Origin of the sequence: Isoptericola croceus (assembly GCF_029382255.1) — a bacterium.
Lineage (GTDB): Bacteria > Actinomycetota > Actinomycetes > Actinomycetales > Cellulomonadaceae > Isoptericola > Isoptericola croceus.
In genome coordinates, this window is sequence record NZ_JARLLG010000003.1 from 52,925 (window position 1) to 64,837 (window position 11,913).

Here is an 11,913-nt window from a genome sequence, read left to right on the forward strand (position 1 = left end):
AGGATGGCACGGGCGTCGCGCGCCCACGCCGTGGTACCGAGAGGTGCCCGGCGGCCAGAACCCACCTCGTTCGAAAGGACCACTTCGTGCTCCGCACCCACACGGCCGGCTCACTGCGGGCCGAGCACATCGGCCAGACCGTCACCCTCACGGGGTGGGTCGACCGCCGCCGGGATCACGGGGGAGTGGCCTTCATCGACCTGCGCGACGCCTCCGGCATCGCTCAGGTCGTCATCCGCGACGAGGCGGTCGCGCACCCGCTGCGCGCCGAGTTCGTCCTGCAGGTCACCGGTGAGGTGTCCGGACGGCCGGAGGGCAACGCGAACGAGAACCTCGCCACGGGCGAGGTCGAGGTCATCGCCGCCGAGGTCGTGGTGCTCAACGAGTCCGCGCCGCTGCCGTTCCAGGTCTCGACGGCCCTCGCCGACTCCGAGCAGATCGGCGAGGAGGCACGCCTCGCGCACCGCTACCTCGACATCCGCCGCCCGGGACCCGCCGCTGCGCTGCGCCTGCGCTCCCAGGTCAACCAGACCGCGCGCCGGGTGCTGGACGGGCACGACTTCGTCGAGGTCGAGACGCCGACGCTCACCCGCTCGACCCCCGAGGGCGCACGCGACTTCCTCGTCCCTGCGCGCCTCTCGCCCGGCTCCTGGTACGCGCTGCCGCAGTCGCCGCAGCTGTTCAAGCAGCTCCTCATGGTCGGCGGCCTCGAGCGGTACTACCAGATCGCCCGCTGCTACCGCGACGAGGACTTCCGCGCCGACCGACAGCCCGAGTTCACCCAGCTCGACGTCGAGATGAGCTTCGTCGACCAGGATGACGTCATCGCGCTCACCGAAGAGCTGCTCGTCGCGCTGTGGAAGCTCGTCGACGTCCAGGTGCCCACGCCGATCGAACGCATCACGTATGCGGACGCCATGCGGCTGTACGGCACCGACAAGCCGGACCTGCGGTTCGCCAACCCCCTGGTCGAGCTCACCGAGTACTTCGCCGAGACGCCGTTCCGGGTCTTCCAGAACGAGTACGTCGGCGCCGTCGTCATGCCGGGTGGTGCCGCCCAGCCGCGTCGCCAGTTCGACGCGTGGCAGGACTGGGCCAAGCAGCGTGGCGCTCGCGGCCTGGCGTATGTGACGTTCGCCGAGGACGGCACGCTCGGCGGTCCCGTCGCGAAGAACCTGTCGGACGCCGAGCGCGCCGGCCTGGCCGGGGCCACCGGTGCGCAGCCCGGCGACGCGGTGTTCTTCGCCGCGGGGTCGGCGCCCGCGTCCCGGGCGCTGCTCGGTGCCGCCCGGGTGGAGATCGCCGAGCGGACCGGACAGATCGAGGACGACACCTGGTCGTTCGTCTGGGTCGTGGACGCTCCCCTGTTCAAGTCGACGGGAGACGCCGCCGACGAAGGCGACGTGGCGCTCGGCAACTCGGCCTGGACGGCGGTGCACCACGCGTTCACCTCGCCGAAGCCCGAGTGGCTGGACCGCTTCGAGGCGGAGCCGGGCGAGGCGCTGGCGTACGCCTACGACATCGTGTGCAACGGCAACGAGATCGGTGGCGGCTCGATCCGTATCCACCGCAGGGACGTTCAGGAGCGGGTCTTCGAGGTCATGGGCATCGGACACGAGGAGGCGCAGGAGAAGTTCGGCTTCCTCCTCGACGCGTTCAAGTTCGGGGCGCCGCCGCACGGCGGAATCGCGTTCGGCTGGGACCGCATCGTGGCGCTGCTGACGAAGTCGCCGTCGATCCGCGACGTCATCGCGTTCCCGAAGTCCGGTGGTGGGTTCGACCCGCTGACGCAGGCACCGGCCCCGATCTCGGTGGAGCAGCGCAAGGAGGCCGGCGTCGACGCGACGCCGGGGAAGAAGAACGAGCAGCAGGACTGACGCGGCGGAGCCCGCCTGCCTCCGCCGGCGGGCTCCCACTGCCCGGGACGTGCGCCAGGCGTCGGCGGCGCTCCGTAGGCTGGAGCCATGGACCTGTTCGACGCCGCGACCACGGGCAAGCACGGCACCCCGGTGACCACACGTCCCGGCCCGGGTGCCCCTCTGGCCGTACGCATGCGTCCCGCGACGCTCGACGAGGTCGCCGGACAGGGCCACCTGTTGGTCCCCGGGTCCCCGTTGCGCCGGCTCGTCGCCCCGTCCGACGAGTCGGCGCGGCGGGCGGCGCCGGGCTCCGTGATCCTCTGGGGTCCGCCCGGGGTGGGCAAGACCACGCTCGCCTACCTGGTGGCCACCAGCTCCGGGCGGCGCTTCGTGGAGCTCTCCGCCGTGACGGCCGGCGTGAAGGACGTCCGCCAGGTCATCGAGGATGCTCGTCGCCGACTGGCCACCGGCGGTGAGGAGACGGTGCTGTTCATCGACGAGGTGCACCGCTTCTCCAAGACGCAGCAGGACGCGCTGCTGCCCAGCGTCGAGAACCGGTGGGTGACCCTCGTGGCCGCCACCACCGAGAACCCGTCGTTCTCCGTGAACTCCCCGCTGCTGAGCCGATCGTTGCTGCTCACCCTCAAGCCGCTCACAGCCGACGACGTGCGTGCGCTGGTGCGCCGTGCCGTCACCGACGACCGGGGCCTGGGGGGCGCGGTCGTGCTCGCCGACGGCGCCGAGGACCAGCTCGTGCGCATGGCCGGGGGAGACGCGCGCAAGGCCCTGACGGTCCTCGAGGCCGCGGCCGGTGCCGTGCTGAGCGATGCCCGGGACGCCGGCGAGCCGGACCCGGGCACGCCCGTCGCGGTCGACCTGGCCGCCGTCGAGCGGGCCGTCGATGTCGCGGCCGTGCGCTATGACCGCGACGGGGACCAGCACTACGACGTCGTGTCGGCGTTCATCAAGTCGATCCGCGGCTCCGACGTGGACGCGGCGCTGCACTACCTGGCGAGGATGGTCGCGGCGGGCGAGGACCCGCGATTCATCGCCCGCCGCCTCGTGATCTCCGCGGCCGAGGACGTCGGCATGGCCGACCCCTCGGCGCTGCAGACGGCGGTCGCTGCTGCGCAGGCCGTCCAGCTCATCGGGATGCCCGAGGGGCGGATCGTGCTTGCCGAGGCCGTCGTGCACCTGGCGTCCGCGCCCAAGTCGAACCGGGCCTATGCCGGGATCGGGGCGGCGATGGAGGACGTCCGGGCCGGTCGCGTCGGTGTCGTTCCCGCGCACCTGCGTGACGCCCACTACGCCGGCGCCGAGAAGGTCGGGCACGGGCGGGGATACCTGTACTCCCACGACCAGCCGCACGGTGTCGCCGCTCAGCAGTACCTGCCCGACGAGCTGGTCGGGCGGCGCTACTACGAGCCCACCGACCGAGGGTTCGAGCGGCAGGTGGCCGACCGGCTGGAGCGCGTGCGCGGCATCCTCGACGGCGGGGCCGGCGGGTCCGGCCCAGCCTGACCGACGGGTCGCCGGCGGGACGGCATCGATCGATCCTGACGAAGTCTTGAGGAAGTATTGAGCCGGCCTGAATCCTCCCTTGCGCCCGGCCGTCCACGATCGGTCGTATGCAGCTGACGACGAGTGATCGAGGCGAACGATGACCGCCGTGCGTGCGGCCGACCTGCTCAGGGCGTGGTCGGCGCTCGCCGAGGAGCTGGACGGTGAGCGTGACGCCGTCGAGCGGTTCGTGCTCGCTTGGGTCGGGAGGCTGGAGGAGCGCCTGACGGATGTCGGGTACGCCTTGGCCGCGGGCGACCGTGACGGTGCCCGGACCGGACTCATGACCGTGCGGAGCACGTCGGAGATGGTCGGTGCCCACGAGCTGGCGGCGTTGGCGGCGTGCGCGCTGGAGTCACTGGCCGCCCGAGGCGCCGACGCGGCGGCCCGCGACCTGATGCCGGCCCGCATCGTGGCGGACGAGATCTTGCGTCAGGTCGCCGTGCAGCTGCTGGTCTGGCACCACCGGACGATCCAGGAGGCCGGCGGGCCCTCCCAGGATCACGCGTCGAACCGGTAACCCACGCCGCGCACCGTCCGGATCCACCGAGGCCGTGCGGCGTCGTCGCCGATCTTGCGCCGCAGGTTCGCCAGGTGGACCTCCACGCCGCGCCGGTCCGTGTCCACCACGGTCGTGCCCACGTCGTACTGCTGGCCCCACAGTGCTCGCACGAGCGTGTCCTTGCCGAGCACCCGGCCCGGGGCGTTGACCAGGGCGGCCAAGAGGTCGAACTCGCTGCGGGTCAGGTGGACGTCGGCGCCGTCCACCTCCACGGTACGGGCGTCGAGGTCGACGGTCAGGCCGTCGATGGTGCGGCGTTCGTGGTCGTCCGCCGGGCGCCGGGTGGGCCCGTCCTGCCGTTCCGTCCGATCAGGCTCGTCGTCGGCCAGGATGTCGATGGCCTCGGCGCCCGTCACGGCGGCCCGTCGGGGTCGGCGCAGCATGGCCTCGATCCTGGCTCGGAGCTCGCGGGGGCGGAAGGGCTTCGTCTGGTAGTCGTCGGCACCGGCGTCCAGGCCCATGAGCGCGTCGATCTCCTCGGTCCGCGCGGTGAGCATGACGACGTAGGTGTCCGAGACGGCCCGGATCCGGCGGCACGCCTCGAAGCCGTCGATGTCAGGCAGGCTGACGTCGAGGGTCGTGACGAGCGGGTCGTGCTTGCGTACCAGCTCGACGCCCTCGTGCCCGGACGCGGCGGTCCGGGTCCTGAAGCCGGCCTGGGTGAGCACCGTGCTGAGCAGCTCGCGGATGTCCGGGTCGTCCTCGATGATCACCGCGGTGCGCTCCTGGGCGCGTGCGAGCGGCCGCTCGACCGTGGTCTCCCCTGCAGACATGTCGTCACCGTATCGGCGGGCGGCGCGGCGCGCCTGTGCACCGCGCCGAGATGGTCTCCAAGCCGAAACGGTGTCCAACCGGTGCCGTTCGTCTGGCTCGGATGCGCTAAGATGGTCCGGTTGCCCTCGTGGCGACCGCCTGGGACCTCGGCCCTGCGAGCATCTCGCTCCGACGGCTGGTCCCGCACCCGACATCCTCGGCCTCGCGGCCGGGAACGCCTCGGGTGTGACCTCACCATCCAACGACAGGACAGGAAGCACAGTGACTGCTGTCACCAAGTCGCGCCGCCAGGTGCGCCTCAGCCGCAAGCTCGGCATCCCGCTGACCCCGAAGGCCGTCAAGCACTTCGAGAAGCGTCCGTACCCCCCGGGCGAGCACGGCCGCGCCCGTCGCCGCACCGAGTCGGACTACGCGGTGCGTCTGCGCGAGAAGCAGCGTCTGCGCGCCCAGTACGCGCTCCGCGAGAAGCAGCTCCTCAAGGTCTACGAGGTTGCCCGCAAGCACCCCGGCCTGACCGGTGAGGTCATGGTCGAGGACCTCGAGACCCGCCTGGACGCGCTGGTCCTGCGCAGCGGTTTCGCCCGGACGATCCTGCAGGCCCGCCAGGCCGTCACGCACCGTCACATCCTCGTCGACGGCAAGATCGTGGACCGCCCGTCGTTCCGCGTCAAGCCGGGCCAGACCCTCCAGGTCAAGCCGAAGTCGCAGACCACGACGCCGTTCCAGGTCGCGGCCGCCGGTGCGCACCGCGACGTGCTCCCGGAGCTCCCGGGCTACCTCGACGTCAGCCTCGAGAAGCTGTCGGCCACGCTGACCCGTGCGCCGAAGCGCGCCGAGGTCCCCGTGACCTGCGAGGTCCAGATGGTCGTCGAGTTCTACGCTCGCTGACACCGGGCAACTTGCCACGACGGACGCCCCGCCCCCTGGAGGGAGCGGGGCGTTCGTCGTTCTCGGATAGGGTGGCCGGGCACCCGATCGAGGAGATGACAGATGTCCGTTGGGGACGTGGCAGGGCTGGTCGCCGCCTTCGCGTTCGTGCTGCTCGTCGGCTTCCTGGCCGTGCCGCTGGTGAAGCTCGGCAGGGCCTTCGACGAGACGTCGCGATCCATCCGCGAGCTGACCGAGCACTCCGTGCCGATCCTGGACGAGGCAGCCACGACGGTCGCGTCGACCAACGAGCAGCTGGTCAAGGTCGACACGATCACGACGTCGGCGGCTGAGGTCAGCGAGAACGTCTCGGCCCTCGCGGGGCTGTACGCCTCGACGCTCGGCCGCCCGCTCATCAAGGTGGCGGCCTTCTCCTACGGCGTGCGCCAGGCGTTCGGCACGGCGTGGCGGAGGCAGGCCACCGACGACGGTGGTGACGCACGGTGATCCGTCGCCTGTTCTGGGTAGGGGTGGGGGTCACGGTCACCGTGGTCGTCATCCACCAGGGGCGCCGGGTCGTGGCGCGGTACACGCCGGAAGCGGTCGCCGACCGCGCCTCAGAGCTGGGGCGGACGGCGTCGCGTCGCACGGGCACGTTCCTCGCGGCCTTCCGCACCGAGTTCGGCGTCGCCCGTGACGCACGGGAGGCGGAGCTCGTGGCCGCGCTGCTCGCCGAGGGGCAGGCGCACCCGGACGACGTGCGCGCCGCGCGCCGGGCGACCCACAGGCGCCACGCTGCCCACGCGACGCCGGCTGCCGCGGCGGTCGACCCGGACGCCCAGATCGAGGCCGAAGAGGACGAGCTCGGGTATTCGTTCTGAGCCCGGCCCGTTCCGGGAGATAATCCTCCGCAGGCATGCCCAATCGCCGTCGGGCACCATCGACCACATCACGAAGGACACCATGCGTACCGCCGAGATCCGCAAGCGTTGGCTCGACTACTTCGAGGGCCGGGGTCACACTGTCGTGCCGTCGGCGTCCCTGATCTCGCCGGACCCGTCGACGCTGTTCACGATCGCCGGCATGGTCCCGTTCATCCCTTACATGACCGGCGAGCAGACGCCGCCGTGGCCGCGCGCGACGTCGGTGCAGAAGTGCGTGCGCACCCTCGACATCGACGAGGTCGGCAAGACGACGCGGCACGGCACGTTCTTCCAGATGAACGGCAACTTCTCGTTCGGCGAGTACTTCAAGGAGCAGGCGATCGCGTACGCCTGGGACCTCGTCACCGGCTCGCAGGACGACGGCAGGTACGGCTTCGACCCCGACAAGATCTGGGTCACCGTCTACCACGAGGACGACGAGGCGCGGCGGCTCTGGAAGGAGATCGCCGGTCTGCCCGACGAGCGCATCCAGGCACGCGGCAAGAAGGACAACTACTGGCACACGGGCCAGCCGGGCCCGGGCGGTCCGTGCTCGGAGATCTACGTCGACCGCGGTCCCGAGTACGGCGTCGAGGGTGGTCCGGAGGTCGACGAGGATCGGTACCTGGAGATCTGGAACCTCGTCTTCATGCAGTACGCGCTCGACGACGTGAAGTCCAAGGAGGACTTCCGCGTCGTTGGCGACCTCGAGAAGAAGAACATCGACACGGGCATGGGGCTCGAACGGGTCGCCTTCCTGTTGCAGGGAAAGGACAACCTGTACGAGATCGACGAGGTGTTCCCTGTCATCGCGGCCGCAGAGGAACTCTCCGGCAAGCGTTACGGTGCGGATCACGACGACGACGTGCGCATGCGCGTCGTGGCCGACCACGTCCGCTCCGCCCTGATGATCATCGGCGACGGCGTGCGCCCGTCGAACGAGGGCCGCGGCTACGTGCTGCGCCGGCTGTTGCGCCGTGCCGTGCGCGCGGTGCGCCTGCTCGGCGTCGACGATGTCGCACTCCCGGCGCTCCTGCCGGTGTCGAAGGACGCGATGAAGGCGTCCTACCCGGAGCTCGAGACCGACTTCGCGCGGATCAGCGAGGTGGCCTATGGCGAGGAGGAGGCCTTCCGGCGCACCCTCACCTCCGGCACGACCATCCTCGACACCGCGGTCTCCCGGGCGAAGCAGCAGTCCGGCGGCGGTCCTGCCGTCCTGGGCGGCGGCGAGGCGTTCCGCCTGCACGACACCTACGGCTTCCCGATCGACCTCACGCTCGAGATGGCGGCCGAGCAGGGTGTGCAGGTCGACGAGAAGGCGTTCCGCTCGCTCATGGCCGAGCAGAAGCAGCGTGCGCGGGCCGACGCCCTGGCGAAGAAGACCGGCCATTCGGACCTGCGCGCGTACGAGGGCCTGCAGAAGGAGCTGTCCGCTCCGGTCGAGTTCCTCGGCTACACCGACACCCGGTCAGCGGTGCAGGTCGAGGGTCTGCTCGTGGACGGCGTCCCGGCGCCGACGGCCACCGCTCCGGCGGACGTCGAGGTCGTGCTGGACCGCACGCCCTTCTACGCCGAGGCCGGTGGCCAGCTCGCCGACCAGGGCACCATCGCGCTCGACTCCGGTGCCATCGTCGAGGTCGACGACGTCCAGCGACCTGTCGCCGGGCTCTCGGTGCACCGCGGGCGTCTGGTCGAGGGCACGGTGAGCCTGGGCGACCCGGGTACCGCGTCGATCGACGCGGACCGCCGCGTGGCGATCAGCCGCGCGCACTCCGCGACGCACATGATCCACAAGGCGTTGCACGAGCTCGTCGGCCCGGACCGGACGCAGGCCGGGTCGGAGAACGCCCCGAGCCGGATCCGCTTCGACTTCCGGTCTCCGTCGGCCGTGCCGTCCTCGGCGCTGTCCGAGATCGAGGAGCGGGTCAACCTCCGGCTGACCGAGAACCTCGAGGTGACGGACGCGACGATGTCGTTGGCCGCGGCCCGCGAGATGGGTGCGATGGCGCTGTTCGGCGAGAAGTACGGCGACAACGTGCGCGTCGTCTCGATCGGCGGCGACTGGTCGCGTGAGCTGTGCGGTGGCACGCACGTGCGAGCCACCGGCGAGCTCGGGCGCGTGGCGCTGCTGGGCGAGTCGTCGATCGGGTCCGGTGTGCGCCGTGTCGACGCCCTCGTGGGCGACGGCGCCTACGGCTTCCATGCCAAGGAGCACGCGCTCGTCGGCCAGCTCACGGGACTGCTGAACGCCCGCCCCGACGAGCTGACGGAGCGGGTCGGGTCCCTGATGACGCGCCTGAAGGAGACGGAGAAGGAGCTCGCGTCCCTGCGGCAGGGCCAGCTCCTGGCCGCGGCCGGGACGCTGGCGTCCGACGCGCCGCGCGTCGGCGACGTCCGCGTCGTCGCGCACGACGCCGGCACGGTCGGAGCGGCGGACGACCTGCGGGCGCTCGCGCTCGACGTGCGCGGCCGGCTCGGAGACGCCGACCCCGTCGTGGTCGCGGTGGCGGGTGTCGCGAACGACCGCCCGCTCGTGGTGGTGGCGACCAACGCAGGCGCCCGCGACGCCGGGCTGCGCGCCGGTGACTTCGTCAAGGCGGCGGCGAAGACGCTCGGTGGCGGTGGCGGCGGCAAGCCGGACCTCGCGCAGGGCGGAGGCTCGGACATCACGGCCGTGCCGGCCGCCCTCGACGGTGTGACCTCGGCGGTGCGCGAGGTCGTCGGTGCCTGACCTCCCGCGCGGCGCACGTCTCGGTGTCGATGTCGGCAAGGCCCGCATCGGCCTGGCCGGCTCCGATCCCGACGGGCTGGTGGCCACGCCGGTGGAGACGGTCGCGCGGGTGCTGGACGTGCCCGTGACGGACGACGGCAGGCCTGCGGTCACCGCCGACGTCGTGCGCATCGCTCATGAGGTGTCCGAGAGGTTCGCGGCGGTCGTGTACGTGGGACTGCCGCGGCACCTCTCGGGCCACGAGGGTGCGGCGACGGCGGACGCGCGGACGTTCGCCGGGCGGCTTGCCCGTGAGATCGCGCCTGTTCCGGTACACCTGGTCGATGAGAGAATGACCACGGTGACGGCTCACGCCCAGCTGCGGGCGGCAGGAAAGAAAACTGCCAGGCACAGACCCGTGATAGATCAGGCCGCAGCCGTTATCATTTTGCAACATGCACTCGATGTGGAGCGGACCTCGGCAGACCGGGCCGGCGAACGCGTCGAGGCGTGACGAACTCATGACCACTGTACGGACGACCCGAAGGATGATCCCGGCGTGACGGACCTCTTCGAGCCCTCGACGGCCGAGCGGCCGGCGCCCCCGCCGTCGCGTGTGCGTTCCGCGGCGAGCAAGCGCGCGGCGCGCAAGCGCAGGCGTCGTCGTCAGCAGCGCACCGCGGTGATCCTGGTGCTGGTGCTCGGACTCATCGGCGCCGGCGCCTACTTCTTCGGGGACCGGATCAGCAGCTCCCTGGGGGGCCTGGACCTCTCGTTCGGGTTCAACAGCGCTCCCGCCGACTACGAGGGCCCGGGGGTCGATCCGGTGCAGGTCGTCATCCCTGAGGGCGCCACGGGCACGATGATGGGCACCGTGCTCGCCGAGGCCGACGTCGTCGCCAGCGTCGGCGCGTTCACCCAGGCGTTCGAGAGCTCGCCCGGGGCTGCGGGCATCCAGCCGGGCACCTACGAGCTCCACACGCAGATGAGTGCCCAGGGCGCCGTCCAAGCCTTGCTGACGAACGAAAAGGTCGAGACGAACGTCACGATCCCCGAGGGCTACACCGTCGACCAGATCATCGACCGCGTGGCGTCGGTCACCGAGTTCTCGCAGGAGGAGCTCGAGGAAGCGCTGGCGGACCCGAAGGCCATCGGTCTGCCCAAGGTGGCCGACGGCAGCGCGGAGGGCTGGCTGTTCCCCAAGACGTACAGCGTGCAGCCCGACGACACGGCGGTCGACCTGCTGGCGACGATGATCGACCAGACCAAGGCCGAGCTCGACTCCCTCGGTGTCGACAACGGGCACCGGCAGGACGTGCTGACCAAGGCCTCGCTCATCGAACGAGAGGCGAAGACCGACGAACATCGGGCGAAGATGGCGCGCGCTATCGAGAACCGGTTGGAGCGTGAGATCCCGCTGGGCATCGATGCGTCGACTGCCTACGGCATCGACAAGCCGGGCACGGAACTGACCCACGCAGACAATCAAGACCTGAGCAACCCGTACTCGTTGTATGCGCGCACCGGTCTGCCGCCAGCACCTATTGCGAACCCGGGGACTGCGTCCGTGGAGGCCGTCGTGAATCCGGCCGACGGCGACTGGATCTTCTGGGTGACCGTCAATCTTGAGACGGGAGAGACAAAGTTCTCGGAGACACGAGAGGAACACGAGCGGTACGTGCAGGAGCTGCGCGCCTGGGAAGAGGAGAACGGCTACCGATGAGCCTCTCCCGGCGCGCGGCCGTCATCGGTCATCCTGTCGGGCACTCGCTGTCGCCGGTGCTGCACACCGCCGCCTATGACGCCCTCGGCCTGGGCGGATGGCAGTACACGGCCGTCGACACGACGGTCGAGCGGCTGGCGGAGGTCGTCGACGACCTCGACCTCGGCTGGGCGGGTCTGAGCGTGACCATGCCGCTCAAGCACGCCGTGATGGACCTCGTCGACCACGTCGACCCGCTCGCCCAGGCGGTCGGAGCGGTCAACACGGTCCTGGTGGCACCGTCCCAGGGCGGCATCACGCTGACCGGGACCAACACGGACGTCTACGGCCTGGTCGAGGCGATCCGGGAGGGTCTGGTCGAGCGGCATGGCAGCCGGGACGCGGCGGTGCGGGACGCCGTCGTGCTCGGTGGGGGAGCGACGGCCGCGTCCACCCTGGCCGCGCTCGGCGAGCTCGGCTGCACGAGCCCGTTGGTGCTCGTGCGCAGCCTGGCCCGGGCATCGGGCCTGCAGGAGGCCGCCGCGCGGATGGGCGTCACGCCCCGCTTCGAGGTGCTCGAGCCGGCCGCCGCGCCCGCGGTGCTCACGCGTGCCGATGCCGTGGTCTCCACGATGCCGGCGCACGCGGCCGACCCGGTCGCGGACGCGCTGGGGCAGCACGGCGACCGCCCGGCCGGCGTGCTGCTGGACGTCGTCTACGACCCGCGGCCCACGGCACTCTCGCAGGCCTGGGTGGCCCACGGCGGCACGGTCGTCGGCGGCGAGCGCATGCTCCTGCACCAGGCGGTCGAGCAGGTCCGGCTGATGACCGGCCGGCCCGGCCCGGTGGCGGTGATGGATGCCGCGCTCCAGGGCGTCCTGACCGCCGACGCCGCCTGACCGTCACGTCCACCGCGCCGTCCGGCATCCGGCCGTTCGTCCCGTCGGTCGGGACGA

11 protein-coding genes are annotated in these 11,913 nt (G+C 71.3%); 10 read left to right on the forward strand and 1 reads right to left on the reverse strand.

Annotation, left to right across the window (positions count from 1 at the left end; translation table 11 throughout):
• Positions 1-86 precede the first annotated feature (86 nt).
• The 3 genes from aspS (at position 87) to PZC42_RS08845 (ending at position 3,939) form a co-directional block, all read left to right on the forward strand.
• Positions 87-1,877: an aspartate--tRNA ligase gene (gene aspS / locus PZC42_RS08835; RefSeq protein ID WP_277210146.1), complete on the forward strand. Its 1,791-nt coding sequence runs from the start codon at positions 87-89 to the stop codon at positions 1,875-1,877.
• 87 nt (positions 1,878-1,964) lie between these two features.
• Positions 1,965-3,380, forward strand: coding sequence for a replication-associated recombination protein A (locus tag PZC42_RS08840; RefSeq protein WP_277210148.1), 1,416 nt, complete (start codon positions 1,965-1,967; stop codon positions 3,378-3,380).
• 139 nt (positions 3,381-3,519) lie between these two features.
• Positions 3,520-3,939 (forward strand): hypothetical protein, encoded by a 420-nt coding sequence (locus PZC42_RS08845; protein ID WP_277210150.1) that lies wholly within the window; start codon positions 3,520-3,522, stop codon positions 3,937-3,939.
• Here PZC42_RS08845 and PZC42_RS08850 read toward each other — a convergent pair.
• Positions 3,921-4,754 (reverse strand): response regulator, encoded by an 834-nt coding sequence (locus tag PZC42_RS08850; RefSeq protein ID WP_277210153.1) that lies wholly within the window; start codon positions 4,752-4,754, stop codon positions 3,921-3,923. The two genes, PZC42_RS08845 and PZC42_RS08850, sit on opposite strands and share 19 nt — an antisense overlap.
• 262 nt (positions 4,755-5,016) lie before the next feature.
• Between PZC42_RS08850 and rpsD the strand changes: the two genes are divergently transcribed.
• The 7 genes from rpsD to PZC42_RS08885 all read left to right on the forward strand — a co-directional run bounded on the left by rpsD (position 5,017) and on the right by PZC42_RS08885 (position 11,856).
• Positions 5,017-5,643: a 30S ribosomal protein S4 gene (rpsD, locus tag PZC42_RS08855; protein ID WP_277210155.1), complete on the forward strand. Its 627-nt coding sequence runs from the start codon at positions 5,017-5,019 to the stop codon at positions 5,641-5,643.
• Between the two features lie 102 nt (positions 5,644-5,745).
• Positions 5,746-6,129 (forward strand): DUF948 domain-containing protein, encoded by a 384-nt coding sequence (locus PZC42_RS08860; protein ID WP_277210157.1) that lies wholly within the window; start codon positions 5,746-5,748, stop codon positions 6,127-6,129.
• On the forward strand, positions 6,126-6,503 hold the full coding sequence (locus PZC42_RS08865) for a hypothetical protein (protein WP_277210159.1): 378 nt from the start codon (positions 6,126-6,128) through the stop codon (positions 6,501-6,503). The genes PZC42_RS08860 and PZC42_RS08865 overlap by 4 nt, the downstream gene beginning before the upstream one ends.
• An 82-nt stretch (positions 6,504-6,585) precedes the next feature.
• Complete coding sequence (alaS, locus tag PZC42_RS08870; RefSeq protein WP_277210161.1) at positions 6,586-9,276, forward strand: alanine--tRNA ligase; 2,691 nt, start codon at positions 6,586-6,588, stop codon at positions 9,274-9,276.
• Positions 9,269-9,769, forward strand: a complete 501-nt coding sequence (gene ruvX, locus PZC42_RS08875; protein WP_277210163.1) for a Holliday junction resolvase RuvX — start codon at positions 9,269-9,271, stop codon at positions 9,767-9,769. The genes alaS and ruvX overlap by 8 nt, the downstream gene beginning before the upstream one ends.
• 45 nt (positions 9,770-9,814) lie before the next feature.
• Positions 9,815-10,978, forward strand: coding sequence for an endolytic transglycosylase MltG (gene mltG / locus PZC42_RS08880; protein ID WP_277210165.1), 1,164 nt, complete (start codon positions 9,815-9,817; stop codon positions 10,976-10,978).
• The gene (locus PZC42_RS08885; RefSeq protein WP_277210166.1) at positions 10,975-11,856 is read left to right on the forward strand and encodes a shikimate dehydrogenase; all 882 of its coding nucleotides are present in this window, start codon (positions 10,975-10,977) and stop codon (positions 11,854-11,856) included. The genes mltG and PZC42_RS08885 overlap by 4 nt, the downstream gene beginning before the upstream one ends.
• Positions 11,857-11,913 lie beyond the last annotated feature (57 nt).